Annotated in this window: 15 protein-coding genes; all 15 read left to right on the top strand. The window is 60.6% G+C overall.

Annotated elements, in window-relative coordinates; all coding sequences use genetic code 11:
- Positions 1-8: 8 nt before the first annotated feature.
- Entirely contained in the window at positions 9-1,466 is a 1,458-nt protein-coding gene (locus RGW60_RS03710; RefSeq protein ID WP_322202253.1) for a nickel-dependent hydrogenase large subunit, read from the top strand.
- Positions 1,467-1,480: 14 nt separating this feature from the next.
- Positions 1,481-2,800, top strand: coding sequence for a sensor histidine kinase (locus RGW60_RS03705; RefSeq protein ID WP_322202251.1), 1,320 nt, complete (start codon positions 1,481-1,483; stop codon positions 2,798-2,800).
- 248 nt (positions 2,801-3,048) lie between these two features.
- The gene (locus tag RGW60_RS03700) at positions 3,049-4,119 is read left to right on the top strand and encodes a HoxN/HupN/NixA family nickel/cobalt transporter (protein WP_322202249.1); all 1,071 of its coding nucleotides are present in this window, start codon (positions 3,049-3,051) and stop codon (positions 4,117-4,119) included.
- A gap of 430 nt (positions 4,120-4,549) precedes the next feature.
- Entirely contained in the window at positions 4,550-5,659 is a 1,110-nt protein-coding gene (locus RGW60_RS03695) for a hydrogenase small subunit (RefSeq protein ID WP_322202248.1), read from the top strand.
- Positions 5,656-7,512 carry a nickel-dependent hydrogenase large subunit gene (locus RGW60_RS03690; RefSeq protein ID WP_322202247.1) on the top strand — a complete coding sequence of 619 codons (1,857 nt, stop codon included), beginning with the start codon at positions 5,656-5,658 and terminating at the stop codon, positions 7,510-7,512. The genes RGW60_RS03695 and RGW60_RS03690 overlap by 4 nt, the downstream gene beginning before the upstream one ends.
- Before the next feature lie 60 nt (positions 7,513-7,572).
- Entirely contained in the window at positions 7,573-8,256 is a 684-nt protein-coding gene (cybH, locus tag RGW60_RS03685; protein ID WP_322202245.1) for a Ni/Fe-hydrogenase, b-type cytochrome subunit, read from the top strand.
- Between the two features lie 20 nt (positions 8,257-8,276).
- Entirely contained in the window at positions 8,277-8,912 is a 636-nt protein-coding gene (locus RGW60_RS03680; RefSeq protein ID WP_322165148.1) for a HyaD/HybD family hydrogenase maturation endopeptidase, read from the top strand.
- A gap of 1 nt (position 8,913) precedes the next feature.
- Positions 8,914-9,273: a HypC/HybG/HupF family hydrogenase formation chaperone gene (locus RGW60_RS03675; RefSeq protein ID WP_322165149.1), complete on the top strand. Its 360-nt coding sequence runs from the start codon at positions 8,914-8,916 to the stop codon at positions 9,271-9,273.
- Positions 9,270-9,749, top strand: a complete 480-nt coding sequence (locus RGW60_RS03670) for a hydrogenase (RefSeq protein WP_322202243.1) — start codon at positions 9,270-9,272, stop codon at positions 9,747-9,749. Before RGW60_RS03675 ends, RGW60_RS03670 begins: the two co-directional genes overlap by 4 nt.
- 14 nt (positions 9,750-9,763) lie before the next feature.
- Positions 9,764-10,606, top strand: a complete 843-nt coding sequence (locus RGW60_RS03665) for a hydrogenase expression/formation protein (protein WP_322202241.1) — start codon at positions 9,764-9,766, stop codon at positions 10,604-10,606.
- A gap of 1 nt (position 10,607) precedes the next feature.
- Positions 10,608-10,838, top strand: a complete 231-nt coding sequence (locus RGW60_RS03660) for a rubredoxin (RefSeq protein WP_322202239.1) — start codon at positions 10,608-10,610, stop codon at positions 10,836-10,838.
- Positions 10,825-11,334 (top strand): [NiFe]-hydrogenase assembly chaperone HybE, encoded by a 510-nt coding sequence (hybE, locus tag RGW60_RS03655; RefSeq protein ID WP_322202237.1) that lies wholly within the window; start codon positions 10,825-10,827, stop codon positions 11,332-11,334. The genes RGW60_RS03660 and hybE overlap by 14 nt, the downstream gene beginning before the upstream one ends.
- Positions 11,331-12,428 carry a nickel-dependent hydrogenase large subunit gene (locus RGW60_RS03650; RefSeq protein WP_322202235.1) on the top strand — a complete coding sequence of 366 codons (1,098 nt, stop codon included), beginning with the start codon at positions 11,331-11,333 and terminating at the stop codon, positions 12,426-12,428. The genes hybE and RGW60_RS03650 overlap by 4 nt, the downstream gene beginning before the upstream one ends.
- The gene (locus RGW60_RS03645) at positions 12,421-12,768 is read left to right on the top strand and encodes a hydrogenase maturation nickel metallochaperone HypA (protein WP_322165155.1); all 348 of its coding nucleotides are present in this window, start codon (positions 12,421-12,423) and stop codon (positions 12,766-12,768) included. The genes RGW60_RS03650 and RGW60_RS03645 overlap by 8 nt, the downstream gene beginning before the upstream one ends.
- Positions 12,769-12,803: 35 nt before the next feature.
- The gene (hypB, locus tag RGW60_RS03640) at positions 12,804-13,790 is read left to right on the top strand and encodes a hydrogenase nickel incorporation protein HypB (protein ID WP_322202233.1); all 987 of its coding nucleotides are present in this window, start codon (positions 12,804-12,806) and stop codon (positions 13,788-13,790) included.
- Position 13,791 lies beyond the last annotated feature (1 nt).

The following is a 13,791-nucleotide window of genomic DNA, read 5'->3' as shown; positions in this document are numbered from 1 at the left end:
GAACGTTTATGTCTCGTTTGGTGGTGGGTCCGTTCAATCGCGTCGAAGGTGACCTCGAAGTGCAACTCGAGGTGGAGGATGGCCGCGTGCGTTCGGCGCAGGTCAACGCGACGATGTTTCGGGGCTTTGAGCAGATTCTATTACAGCATTCACCTCTTGATGCGCTGGTGTACGCGCCGCGCATCTGCGGGATTTGCTCGGTCTCGCAGTCGATTGCCGCCGCCCGTGCGCTGGCGTCACTGGCCGGTGTGCAACCGCCGGATAACGGTCTGGCGACGATCAACCTGATGGCCGCGACGGAAAATCTGGCCGACCATCTGAGTCATTTTTACTTGTTTTTCATGCCTGACTTCGTTCGCCCGGTGTATGCCGAACGCCGCTGGTACGCCGCCGCTCAGGCGCGCTTCACGCCGGGCCACGGCAGCCAGCAACGCTTGGCATTGTCCGCGCGCAAACGCTTGCTGGACTTGATCGGCACCTTGGGCGGCAAGTGGCCGCACACCGGTTCAATCCACCCCGGCGGCTCGACCCGCGCCATCGATGCCGCCGAGCGCATGCGCCTGCTGATGCGGGTTCGCGAGTTCCGTCAGTTCCTGGAAACCGAGCTGTTCGCCAGCCCTCTGGAGCGCATCATCGGGCTGGGCAGCGAAAACGAACTGTGGGCCTGGCTGGCTGAAGCGCCGGGCCAAGGCGACCTGCGCCAGTTCCTCGACATCGCGCTGGACAGTGGTCTGGAACATTCGGGGCCGGGGCCGGGGCGCTATTTGTCTTATGGCGCCTATCCGCAACCTGACGGGCAGATGGCGTTCCCGCAGGGTGTCTGGAATGGGGTTACGCAGCAGATAGAAGATCTGGAGCTGTCGGATATTCGCGAGGACGCCGCCCATGCCTGGCTGGATGACGCCGGCGGCCCGCTGCATCCAGCCCAAGGCCAGACCCAGCCGCTGGTAGAAAAGCCTGCCGCTTATACCTGGAACAAAGCGCCCCGACTGGCGGGGGCAGTGCTCGAAACCGGCGCCCTCGCCCGGCAGTTGATCTCCGGACACCCATTGTTGCGCGATGCCGCCGCCCGTTGCGGGGCCACGGTTTACACCCGGGTGTTGGCGCGGCTGATGGAACTGGCCCACGTGGTGCCGCTGATGGAGCAATGGTTGCAGGACCTGCGCCCCGGTGAACCCTACTACCGCACCGCCGAACTGCCGGACAATGGCAGCGCCGTGGGCCTCACTGAAGCGGCGCGCGGTGCTTTGGGCCATTGGCTTCGGGTCGAGCAAGGGCGCATTGCCAGTTACCAGATCATCGCCCCGACCACCTGGAATTTTTCCCCGCGAGACGCCCAGGGTCGGCCCGGTGCGTTAGAACAAGCACTGGAAGGCGCGATCGTGTTGCCCGGCGAAAAAACGCCGGTTGCAGTGCAACATATCGTTCGTTCATTCGACCCTTGCATGGTGTGCACAGTGCATTGAACCGGGAGAACGCCATGGCGCGCAAAGCTCCGCCCGGCACCCTCGACGAGGACGCTTGGCTCGAAGTGATCGGCAAGATGGACGAGGTCTATTCGCAGCTGGTGCAAGACGAAATCGCCCTGGAAGAAAAGAACGCCGAGCTGGAACAGTCGCAGCAGTTCATCGCCGGGCTGCTGTCGTCCATGTCCGACGTGCTGTTGGCCTGCGACCCCGAGGGTCGTATCGAAGAATCCAACAATGCCCTGCGCAAATTGGTAGGGCGCGACGAACAGGCGCTGCTCGGCAGCCCGGTTTACGCTTTGCTGGCCGACACCCACAGTGAAGAACAGCTGCGCAAGACCCTCGACGGACTGCGTCGGCCCAATACCAGCGCTACCCTGGAACTGAACTTCAAAGATGCTCTCGGTGCGCCGCTGCCGGTGGACATCAGTTGCACTGTACGCAGCGTTGGCACCGGCCGTTGTGTCGGACATGTGCTGGTCGGGCGCCCGCTCGGTGAGTTGAAGCACGCCTATCGGCAATTGCATGAAGCCCACGAGGCTCTCAAGCGTACTCAACAACAATTGCTGCACGCGGAGAAAATGGCCTCGCTGGGGCGTTTGGTCGCTGGGGTCGCCCATGAACTTAACAACCCAATCAGCTTCGTGCTCGCCAATGTCCATGTGCTGGGCGGCTACCGCGAGCGCCTGGAGCGTTATCTAGAGGCGGTCAACGCTAACGAGCCGTTGGAGGTTCGTGAAACCTTGCGCCGACAACTGCGCATCGATCCACTGCTGGCTGACCTGCCGTCATTGATCGAGGGCACCATCGAAGGCGCGCAACGGACGGCCGACATTGTGAGCGCGCTGAAGCGCTTTTCTGCGGTGGATCGCGAGTCGCTGGGCGAGGTGGCACTTAACGAAGTCGTCGAGCGGGGCATTCACTGGATCACCCGTGGCATCGCGCCGGACCTGCAGGTTCACTGGCAACCCAGCGGCGAGCCTGCGGTGCATGGCAACAGTGGGCAATTGCTGCAGGTGCTGATGAACCTGATGCAAAACGCTTACGACGCCGCCCAAGCCACCGGGCGCGAAACGCCGGAGCTGTGGATAAGCGTCGAGCAGGACTCCCGTTGGGTCACATTAAGACTGCGTGATAACGGCGGCGGCATTGCGGTGGAACATCTGACGCAAGTGTTTGATCCGTTCTTCAGTACCAAACCGGTTGGCAAAGGCACCGGTTTGGGGCTGTCGATCAGTTACAGCATCATCGAACGCTGCGGCGGCCGCTTGATTGCCGGCAATCACCCGGACGGCGGAGCGGAGTTCACATTGATTCTGCCCGGCCCTAACTGAATCTGCAGAAGCGAACGTGTTAACGAAGCGGCGTACCTGCCACAGCGAGGTGATCCCTCGGCAACAAGTTGGCTCCTAAAGAAGGCATCTGCTGCAAAGTAAGTATTCACTTGGCCGTAATCAGTGCAAAACCAGCTTCCAGACATATAAGTCCCCCTCCCTAAATGCGCTGCTGCACCGGGCTGGCACAGGGTTTGTATGAGGCTTTTTCTGATTTTCAGAGCGCCCCCCTTTCTTGCGGAGTTCCCATGCCTCTATCCAACACCGTCGGAATCGCTAAAGCCGTACCGCCGATGACCTTTAAGCGCAGCGTCGTGGTGATTTTCACCGGTTTGTTCGCCGTCAACGTTATGGTCTGGATCTGGGCCTTCATCGCCTTTCGCGATTTCCCACTGCTGCTGGGTACGGCCTTTCTCGCTTACAGTTTCGGGTTGCGTCACGCCGTGGACGCGGACCATATCGCCGCCATTGATAACGTCACACGCAAGTTAATTCAAGAAGGCCAGCCCACCGCCACCGTGGGCCTGTTTTTTTCCCTCGGCCACAGCACCATTGTGATCCTTGCCACCTTGGTCATCGCCCTGACCGCCTCGACCTTCAAGGCCAATATCGAGGCGTTGCACGGTATCGGCGGTTTGATCGGCACCTCGGTTTCCGCGCTATTTCTGCTGCTGGTGGCGGTGATCAATCTAGTGATTCTGCGTTCGGTGTACCTCGCGTTTCGCCGGGTTCGGCGCGGCGAGCGGGTCGGCGAACAGGAAATGAATACGCTGCTGGCCGGTGGTGGCCTGATTGCGCGGCTGGTGCGACCGCTGTTCGGCCTGATCAGCCGTAGCTGGCACCTTTACCCACTGGGCTTTCTGTTTGGCCTTGGCTTCGACACCGCTACGGAAATCGGCTTGCTGGGTATTTCTGCGGCACAGGCTTCGCAAGACTTACCCATTTGGTCGATCCTGGTCTTCCCTGCACTGTTCACTGCGGGCATGGCACTGGTCGATACTGCCGACAGCGTGATGATGACGGGTGCCTACCACTGGGCGCTGGTGAAACCGGCGCGCAAGCTCTACTACAACCTGACCATCACCTGCGTATCAGTATTAGTGGCGCTGCTGGTGGGCGGACTGGAAGCGGCGAACTTGCTGGCCTCGCACCTGAATCTGGACGGTGGCGCGTGGGACGTGATCGCATCACTGAACGATAATTTCGGCTTGCTTGGCTACCTGATCGTCGGACTGTTCGCCGTAACGTGGATCTTTTCCCTGCTGTTCTACCGCTTCAAAGGCTACGACCGCCTGGATCTAAATCACCCCGCCGCCTGATGTCATTGCGCCACGCCTCACACCCTCCAAGTGAACACTTCGTTGCCAGTACAGCGAAGCAGTGGAAATAAAGTGTCCATCCACGTTTATTCAGCGTCCACGCGCCTACTGACAAAAATAAATAAAATTCTTTAAAAACAGTCAGATAACAAAGTTTTATAGCCGATGGTCTAACCCGCGACGAAATGGCACAGGTCTTGTAGTTACCAGGTATTACTTTCATTAGTTGAACCGCCCATGTCGATTGCAGCCACCTTGATCCTTTGCGCACGGCTGCGCCCTCTTTTACGCAAAACCCACACCCCGAATCAACGCTCGCGCCTGCTGGCAGACGTTTCCTCGTCTGTCCGACAGGGCCCGCATGGCTTTTAACTTAAAAACAGCGTGCAGCCTCAGTAGAAGACAATTCCTGGGGAGGAGAAATTAGGTGATGGAAACATTTTATGAAGTGATGCGCAGACAGGGCATCTCACGTCGGAGCTTTCTCAAGTTCTGTTCGCTGACCGCGACGTCATTGGGGCTCGGCCCTGCGTTCATGCCAAAAATCGCATGGGCGATGGAAAACAAGCCGCGTACACCGGTGCTTTGGCTTCATGGATTGGAGTGCACCTGCTGTTCTGAATCGTTCATTCGCTCCGCACACCCGCTGGCCAAGGACGTGGTGCTGTCGATGATCTCGCTGGATTACGACGACACTTTAATGGCCGCTGCCGGGCATCAGGCCGAAGCGATCCTTGATGAGGTCATGACCAAATACAAAGGCAATTACATTCTTGCCGTTGAAGGTAACCCGCCGCTGAACCAGGACGGCATGAGCTGCATCATTGGCGGCAAGCCGTTCATTGAGCAGTTGAAGCGCGTCTCCAAAGATGCCAAGGCCATCATCTCCTGGGGCTCCTGCGCCAGCTGGGGTTGTGTACAGGCGGCCAAGCCGAACCCGACCCAAGCGGTGCCGATCCACAAAGTGATTTTCGATAAACCGATTATCAAAGTGCCAGGCTGCCCGCCGATTGCCGAAGTGATGACCGGGGTCATCACCTACATGCTGACCTTCGACCGCTTACCTGAGCTGGATCGTCAGGGCCGGCCAAAAATGTTCTACAGCCAGCGCATCCACGACAAATGCTACCGCCGTCCGAACTTCGACGCCGGCCAGTTTGTTGAAGCGTGGGACGATGACGCCGCGCGTAAGGGTTACTGCCTTTACAAAGTCGGCTGCAAGGGCCCGACCACCTACAACGCCTGTTCGACCGTGCGTTGGAACGGCGGCACCAGTTTTCCGATTCAATCCGGCCATGGCTGCATTGGTTGCTCCGAGGAAGGTTTCTGGGACAAAGGCTCGTTCTATCAGCACCTGACGGACATCAACGCCTTTGGCGTGGAAGCCAATGCCGATCAAATCGGCCTCGCTACCGGTGTCGCCGTCGGCGCCGCAGCCACCGCGCATGCCGCCGTGACAGCACTCAAACGCGCCAGTAACAGCAAGGCGCCCATTGCGCCGCATGACGCTCCAGCGACAAGACAGGACGACCAGCGATGAGCAACTATTCGACCCAGGGTTTCGACCTGAACAGCACTGGCCGGCGCATCGTCGTTGACCCCGTGACCCGTATCGAAGGCCACATGCGCGTCGAGGTCAATCTCGACGCCAACAACATCATTCGTAACGCGGTCTCCACCGGCACCATGTGGCGTGGCCTGGAGGTCATTCTCAAAGGCCGTGACCCACGTGACGCCTGGGCGTTCGTCGAGCGTATTTGCGGCGTGTGCACCGGTTGCCACGCGCTGGCCTCGGTCCGTGCGGTGGAAGATGCGCTGGGTATTCGTATCCCGCCGAACGCTCACTTGATCCGCGAAATGATGGCCAAGACCCTTCAAATCCACGACCACGCAGTGCACTTCTATCACCTGCACGCGTTGGACTGGGTTGATGTGGTGTCGGCACTCAAGGCTGACCCCAAGCGCACATCGGAATTGCAGCAACAGGTTTCGCCGTCCCACCCGCTGTCGTCGCCGGGCTATTTCCGTGACGTGCAGAACCGCCTGAAGAAGTTTTTCGAGAGCGGCCAGCTCGGCCCGTTCATGAACGGTTACTGGGGTAACCCGGCCTACCAACTGCCGCCCGAAGCCAACCTGATGGCGGTCACGCATTACCTGGAAGCCCTCGACCTGCAAAAAGAGTGGGTCAAGATTCACACCATCTTTGGTGGCAAGAACCCGCACCCGAACTACCTGGTAGGCGGCGTGCCGTGCGCCATTAACATCGACGGCGATTTGGCCGCCGGGGCGCCGCTGAACATGGAGCGGCTGAACTTCGTTCGTGCCCGTATCGATGAAGCGCTGACCTTTTGCAAAAACGTTTATGTACCCGACGTGTTGGCCATCGGCACCATTTACAAACAGAAAGGCTGGCTGCATGGGGGCGGTCTGGCGGCGACCAACGTGATGGACTACGGCAACTTCGCCAAGGTCAATTACGACGAGAGCACCAACCAACTGCCGGGTGGCGCGATTCTCAACGGCAACTGGAACGAGATTCACCCGGTTGACCCGCGCGACCCTGAACAGGTGCAAGAATTCGTCACCCACTCTTGGTACAACTACCCGGATAACGACAAGGGCCTGCACCCGTGGGATGGCATCACTGAAGCCAACTACGAGTTGGGCGCCAAAACCAAAGGCACTCGCACCGCCATTGAGGAAGTCGACGAAAGCGCGAAATACTCGTGGGTCAAATCCCCTCGCTGGCGCGGTCATGCCATGGAGGTCGGGCCATTGGCTCGCTACATCCTTGGCTATGCCCATGCTGTCCAAGGCAACCCCCACGCCCAGCGCATCAAAGAACAGCTCGACGGCGCGATGCAAGCGGTCAACCACGACCTGCCGAAAACCCTCGGCATGGTTGCGACCGACTACAGCGCCAAGATTTTGCTGCCGAGCACCATCGGCCGCACCCTGACCCGCGCGCTGGAAGCCGAATACTGCGCCGAGCTGATGGTCGACGACTGGAACGAGCTAATGACCAACATCCGCAACGGCGACCGCTCCACCGCCAACGTGGAGAAATGGGACCCGGCGACCTGGCCGAAAGAAGCAAAAGGTGTCGGTATCGTCGCCGCACCGCGTGGCGCATTGGGTCACTGGATTCGCATCAAGGACGGGCGCATCGAGAATTACCAGTGCGTGGTGCCAAGCACCTGGAACGGCAGCCCGCGTGATGCCAAGGGACAGATCGGCGCGTTTGAAGCCGCACTGATGAACACCCCGGTGGCCATCCCCGATCAGCCGGTGGAAATCCTGCGCACCCTGCACTCCTTCGACCCGTGCATGGCCTGCGCCACCCACGTGATGAGCGAGGACGGCGCCGAGCTGAGCACCGTCAAGGTGAGCTGAGTAATTAACCCAGGCATCCGGCAGGTGCGATACGGCACCTGCCCTTCCAAAGGTGAAGATATGACCCTTCAGACTGAAACCCCCATGGGCCTGCCGGAGTACGTTTACGAGGCACCGGTGCGCATGTGGCATTGGATCAATGCCGCCTGCATTTTAGTGCTGGCGGTCACCGGGTATTTAATCGGCTCCCCACTGGCCACCCAACCGGGTGAAGCCAGCGCCCATTTCGTCATGGGCTACATCCGCTTCGCGCACTTCAGCGCCGGCTATGTGTTTGCTATTGGCCTGCTGGGCCGCACCTACTGGGCCTTGGTGGGCAATCATCACGCCCGGGAACTGTTCTCGGTTCCGGTGCTGAGCAAAGCTTACTGGGCTGACTTCTACATCTGGCTGCGTTATTACCTGTTCGCCGGGCCGATCCCGGAGCCGACCTTCGGGCACAACCCGCTGTCGCGTTTCGCCATGTTTTTCGTGTTCCTGCTGACCTCGATATTCATGGTCCTGACCGGTTTCGCGCTGTATGGCGAAGGGTCGCAAATGGGCTCGTGGCAAGAACGGATGTTCGGCTGGGTGCTGCCGCTGCTGGGGCAATCCCAACAAGTCCATACCCTGCACCACTTCGGTATGTGGGTAATGCTGATCTTCATAGGGCTGCACGTGTACGCCGCCGTCCGCGAAGAAATCAACGGTCGTCTCAGCCTGATCGGCGGGATGATCTCCGGCTACAAGACCTTCAAAAAATGAACACACCAGCAGAGTCACTCATGAAAACCTCAGCATCGCCCCGTCCACGCATCACCGTGTTGGGCATTGGCAATCTGCTGTGGGCCGATGAAGGCTTCGGCGTGCGCTGTGTCGAAGCGTTACAGCAACGCTATGAGTTCGCGGACAACGTCGCGCTGATCGATGGCGGCACCCAGGGTTTGTACTTGATCCAGCATGTGCAGGAAGCCGATTACCTGCTGATTTTCGATGCGGTCGATTACAACCTGACCCCCGGTGAGTTGAAGTTCGTCACCGACGATGAAGTGCCTAAATTCCTCGGCATCAAGAAGTTGAGCCTGCACCAGACCGGTTTTCAGGAGGTGCTGATGCTGGCCCAACTGACCGGTCATTTCCCGCAACGGGTGCTGCTGATCGGTTGCCAGCCGGAGCACATGATGGATTACGGCGGCAGCCTGCGGCCGGTCGTCAGGGCGGCCATGGAAGGCGCGTTGACCGAAGCGGTGCGGGTCCTGGAAACCTGGGGTGCCGAGCCGCGTCAACGCGCTTCGCCGCTCACCGATGAAGAGGCAGTGACCTTGCCGCACTTGGAGTTGGACCGCTACGAAGGCGAACGCCCTTCTGCGCAGAACGCTTGCCGGATCGGTGACGAACGCATTCTCGCCAGGCGCGTTTGATATGTGCATCGGACTGCCCATGCAAGTGGTAAGTGCCAACCTTGGCTCTTCCGTGTGCCGCGACCGCCACGGCCGGGACCGGCTCATCGACACCTCGCTGGTCGGCACCTGCGAGGTCGATGACTGGTTGCTGATCTTTCTCGACGCCGCCCGCGAACGCCTCGACCCACAGCGGGCGGCAGAAATCGACTCGACCCTGGTCATGCTTGAATCGGCGATGTTCGGCAACGCGCCGGAGCCGGACACCGCGCCCGGCTTCAGCCTGCCTTCAGCGATGAACGCTGAACAGCTCGCCACCCTGTTGGGCCAATCACCCATCGCTGCTGCGCCCGTGCGGCCCAACCTCAAGGAATCCACATGAGTGAATCCGCCGCTTTCATGGCGCCTATCCCTGTCCCGCCGGCCATCCCTGCGCTGATCACGCGGCTGGTGGAGCAATTCGACGCCAGCTGGATTGGCTGCGAAAACCTCGACGCCTGGCTCGCCCTGGGCGGCAACTGTCTGTTGCTGCTGTGTGGCGACCCGGTGCGCCACCCTGAATCCCTGGACGTGGCGGTGGTCTTGCCCGAACTGCGCCAGGAAGTGTCCCGCCGCCACGGCTGCACCTTGCGGCTGGGTGTCGTTCATCGCGCGGAAGAAGAAGCCATCGCGGCACGTTTTGCCCTGCGCCGCTGGCCGACCTTGGTCTGGCTGCGCGACGGCGGTTACGTCACTACCATCGACGGCATGCACGACTGGGACGAATACCTGAGCCTGGCTGATAAAGCCTTGGCCCAGAGCAATGCCCGCATTCCCCTGTTCGCCGAAACGCCTGGCGCTAACGGTGGTTGCCAGTGAACGGAGGAACGCCTATGGCCCCACAAATGTACATCCCGCTGGTCGATCTCGGTCCCGGCTCCCAAGTGGAAGAGGAAGTCCTCGAATACATCAGCATGCCCCAAGGCATGTACACCCACAGCGCGCCGATACTGCCCGAGCCGGAAGAATTGGACGAATTGCCCGGCGCACGTCAGGCGTTGCAAGACCTTCTGCACCGGCTGTATGCCTGCAACCGCGGTGAAGCCACAGAAAGCCTCGATTTGAGCGGGCTTGAAGTCGGTGATCGCACGCTGCTGGATCAACTGCTCGGTGAAGGCGAAGTCAGCATCATGCTGGTCGTGGAACCGCCGTTGCGGATTCAGGAGTCGATCTTCGCTGGGGTCTGGCGCCTCTATGGTGAAGGCCAAGATTATGTCGAGGTCGGTGCCGCCCCCGCCCAACTGCGCAGCGTTGCCCGTGACGCGGCGCGGCCAGCAGCCTTTGATATCCGGTCTGCGCTGCCGATGGGCGTGATGAACGCTCCGGCGATTCTCACCGAGATCGAAGACCAGACTCAGCACTGGCAACCCGGCAGCCCGGCCCATGTGATCAACCTGACGCTGCTGCCGTTGTCCGAGCAAGACATTGGTTTCCTCGACGTGTGTTTGCCGGTCGGCCCAGTGCGGGCATTGGCGCGTGGTTACGGCAATTGCCGGATCAGCAGCACCCTGATCCACAACTGCTGGCGCGTCACGTACTTCAATTCCCAGGATGCGCTCATTCTCGACACCATCGAGATCACCGACCTGCCAGAGGTGATCTGCGCAGCGCCGGAAGACCTCAGCGATTCGCTGGAGCGTTTCGAGGATGTTATTCAATGGTTTGAAGGGCAGTGATATGACGGACAGACCCAGCTTTGAAGGCAGCTACCGAGGCGATTCCACTCGCATCAGCGATGACACTCGCCTGGAGTGCAAGATCTGCTGGTGGGTGTACGACCCGAAGGACGGTGATCCGGTGTGGCAAATTGAGCCCGGCACGCCGTTTTCCGCGTTGCCGGACCATTGGTGCTGCCCGAACTGCGATGGCGCCGCCGAGCAGTTCATGGTGCTCAATGACGCAGCCTGAATGGCCAGACAGTGCGCAACTGCGGGGAGCAGAACTGGCGGCCCATTTCCGGGATATCGCCGACACTCGCATGCGCGGCCTGCCCTTCCTCAATCCCGTGTTGGAGGTCGAGGCCGTGGGTTTTGCCCCGCAAGTTGCCGGTGAAGACGCGTCCTGCGGGGTGCTCGGGATTCTGATCACGCCCTGGTTCATGAACCTGATGTGGTTGGCTCCAGCCTTGAGTGCACCCTTGGCCCAAGGCGCCTCCCGTGAACATCTGTTCGGTGGCCAACACCTAACGTTCATTGGCGCAGTCGATGCAGACTTCGGCACCTACGAAAGCTGCTCGTTGTTTTCGCCGGTTTTTGAGTTCGCGGATCAAGCGGCAGCCCGCGCCACCGCTGAACAGGTATTGATGCTTTTGCGCGGCCCGGCCGAAGAAGAACACACCCCGCAACACCCGGCGCTTAGTCGCCGCTCGTTGCTGTTCGGCCGTTTGTCCGGCGACGCGCAATGACGCCCCCAAACAGCCTGTCTGGGCTTGCCGGATCACTCACGATTCGACCCGGTCAGCAACCGGCGATCATCGGCAGCCGCCCGCTTTTGGCCGCGCGTCTATTGCGCGGCCAACCCCCTGAGGCTGCGGCTGTACGTCTGCCGCTGCTTTACAGCTTATGCGCTCAGGCCCATGGATTGACTGCGCAACTTGCAGTTAGCACGGCATTGCAGGGGCAGGCAACGATCCAGGTGGGCGCCAGCCTGGCTTTACTAGCCGAAACTCGCCGTGAGCACCTGCGGCGTATCCTGCTCGACTGGCCGCTGTTGCTTAACCCCAGCGCTGAGCGCTGCTCTCCCATTGAACTGCATGCTTGGGATCAAGCGCCCGAAGCCACCATGAGTGTCTGGCTCGGCGCCCCGGTGCGCGCTTGGCTACAACGCTGGGAAGACGATCCTCAGCGCACCTTAATGGAATGGACTTCGCTCAAGAACCACTGGCTTAGCCGCGCCTTCGCCCACTGCCGCGACGATGCGCAATCGCTGCAATTGCCGGTGAATGCGCTGCAACTGATCACCGACAACTCAGCGTTACGCGCAACTGCAGAGCACTTGCGTGGTTGCGCCGATTTTGCCAAGCGCCCTGAACTGAATGGCCAACCCTGCGAAACCGGAAGTTGGACCCGACTGGGTGAAGCCCATCCGAAACGCCACAGCACCGCCTGGCTAAGACTGGGTGCGCGGGTCGCCGAACTGGCCCGACTGTCGCTGCCCGATGCCCGCGCCCCGGCGCTTGGCGCACTGGCCTTGGATACGGGCGAAGCCTTGGCCTGGAGCGAAACCGCTCGCGGTCTGTTGCTGCATCGGGTATGTCTGGAGTGTCACGGCGACGGCGTAAAGATCAGCGACTATCAAATCGTTGCGCCCACCGAATGGAACATGCACCCGCAGGGCGCTCTGTCCCAGGCGCTGTCATCGTTACCCAGTGACGATCCACGCAGCCAGCGCCAGGCCGAGTTATTGATGGCGGCCTTCGATCCCTGCATCGCGTTTACGCTAGAAACCGGTCTGAAGATGGACCCAGACAACCACCAAGGAACGCCAATCCATGCATGAATTGAGTCTGGCGGGCGGCATTCTTAGTGCTGTGGAAGCAGCAGCGGCGGCCGATCCGTTCGTGCGCGTCAGCCGTTTACGTCTGGAGGCCGGAAAACTGGCCGGGGTCGAAGTGCATGCGTTGCGTTTCGCCCTGGAAGCGTTGGCACCCGGCACGTTGCTGGCAGGCGCGCAGATCGACATCGAAGAGCCCCACGGTCAGGCCTGGTGCCTGGACTGCGCCGCCAGCGTGCCCTTGGTCGAACGCGGCGCACCTTGCCCGACCTGCGGCGGCTTCTGGTTGCAGCCCACCGGCGGCACCGAATTACGCATCCTCGATCTACAGGTCGAGGACCACTGACATTTGATTTCTGATTAGAGATCTGGAGAAACGCCATGTGCGTCGTCTGCGGCTGCGGTACCGGCCATTCACACGAGCAAGACCCAAGCAACGAAGCCGCCCCCGATAGCGACGTGCAGGTCGACGCCACTGGCGATCTGCATTACGGCGCGGGCCAAGCGCGGGTTTCAGTGCCCGGCTTGAGCCAGGCACGCACGATCCGCATCGAACAAGATGTGCTCGGCGAGAACGACCGCCACGCCGCCCGCAATCGGCAGAATTTCACCGCCCACGGCGTGTTGGCGCTCAACCTGGTGTCCAGCCCCGGCTCGGGAAAAACCACGCTGTTGTGTGCCACCCTGCTGGCCCTGCGCGCACGCCAACCTGGGTTGCCATTGGCGGTCATTGAAGGCGACCAACAGACCCGTCACGACGCCGAGCGCATCCGCGAAACCGGGGTGGCGGCGATCCAGATCAACACCGGCAAGGGTTGCCACCTGGACGCGCGGATGATCACCCAAGCCTATGCGCGCCTGCCGCTGCACGATGAACTGCACGCCGCAGGGCATGGCCACTCTCACGCCAAGGCTCCGCTGCTTTCCAATCACCATACTCATAACCATCACCCAAAGGCCGCAGACGAACCGGCGGGCATTCTGTTTATCGAGAACGTCGGCAATTTGGTCTGCCCGGCGCTGTGGGACCTTGGCGAAGCCGGGAAAGTGGCGATTTTGTCGGTCACCGAAGGCGAGGACAAACCGCTCAAGTACCCGGACATGTTCGCCGCCGCGCAATTGATGATTCTCAACAAGATCGACCTGTTGCCGCACCTGGACTTCGATGTGCAGCGCTGCCTGGACTACGCCCATCAGGTCAATCCGCAGTTGCAGATCATTCAGCTCAGCGCCCGCGACGGCACCGGTCTGGATGCCTGGATCGACTGGCTGCTGGCCGGCGCGCCGCAAATGGATCGCCGAGCGGCGCGCATTGCCGCGCTGGAAGCGGAGCTGGCAGCGCTAAAAATATCAACCAAGGAGGCCTGAC

The organism is Pseudomonas sp. AB6 (genome assembly GCF_034314105.1).
Classification (GTDB): Bacteria; Pseudomonadota; Gammaproteobacteria; order Pseudomonadales; family Pseudomonadaceae; genus Aquipseudomonas.
The sequence above is the reverse complement of the archived record's forward strand: the minus strand, read 5'-3'. Positions and strand labels throughout refer to the sequence as shown.

Excerpts from the sequence above, each read along its gene's own strand:
- RGW60_RS03680 (WP_322165148.1), top strand. The coding sequence starts at position 8,277 with ATGAAAACCTCAGCATCGCCCCGTCCACGCATCACCGTGTTGGGCATT.
- RGW60_RS03695 (WP_322202248.1), top strand. The coding sequence starts at position 4,550 with ATGGAAACATTTTATGAAGTGATGCGCAGACAGGGCATCTCACGTCGG.
- hypB (WP_322202233.1), top strand. The coding sequence starts at position 12,804 with ATGTGCGTCGTCTGCGGCTGCGGTACCGGCCATTCACACGAGCAAGAC.
- RGW60_RS03650 (WP_322202235.1), top strand. The coding sequence starts at position 11,331 with ATGACGCCCCCAAACAGCCTGTCTGGGCTTGCCGGATCACTCACGATT.
- RGW60_RS03700 (WP_322202249.1), top strand. The coding sequence starts at position 3,049 with ATGCCTCTATCCAACACCGTCGGAATCGCTAAAGCCGTACCGCCGATG.
- RGW60_RS03675 (WP_322165149.1), top strand. The coding sequence starts at position 8,914 with ATGTGCATCGGACTGCCCATGCAAGTGGTAAGTGCCAACCTTGGCTCT.
- RGW60_RS03660 (WP_322202239.1), top strand. The coding sequence starts at position 10,608 with ATGACGGACAGACCCAGCTTTGAAGGCAGCTACCGAGGCGATTCCACT.
- RGW60_RS03690 (WP_322202247.1), top strand. The coding sequence starts at position 5,656 with ATGAGCAACTATTCGACCCAGGGTTTCGACCTGAACAGCACTGGCCGG.
- RGW60_RS03670 (WP_322202243.1), top strand. The coding sequence starts at position 9,270 with ATGAGTGAATCCGCCGCTTTCATGGCGCCTATCCCTGTCCCGCCGGCC.
- RGW60_RS03710 (WP_322202253.1), top strand. The coding sequence starts at position 9 with ATGTCTCGTTTGGTGGTGGGTCCGTTCAATCGCGTCGAAGGTGACCTC.
- hybE (WP_322202237.1), top strand. The coding sequence starts at position 10,825 with ATGACGCAGCCTGAATGGCCAGACAGTGCGCAACTGCGGGGAGCAGAA.
- cybH (WP_322202245.1), top strand. The coding sequence starts at position 7,573 with ATGACCCTTCAGACTGAAACCCCCATGGGCCTGCCGGAGTACGTTTAC.
- RGW60_RS03645 (WP_322165155.1), top strand. The coding sequence starts at position 12,421 with ATGCATGAATTGAGTCTGGCGGGCGGCATTCTTAGTGCTGTGGAAGCA.
- RGW60_RS03705 (WP_322202251.1), top strand. The coding sequence starts at position 1,481 with ATGGCGCGCAAAGCTCCGCCCGGCACCCTCGACGAGGACGCTTGGCTC.
- RGW60_RS03665 (WP_322202241.1), top strand. The coding sequence starts at position 9,764 with ATGGCCCCACAAATGTACATCCCGCTGGTCGATCTCGGTCCCGGCTCC.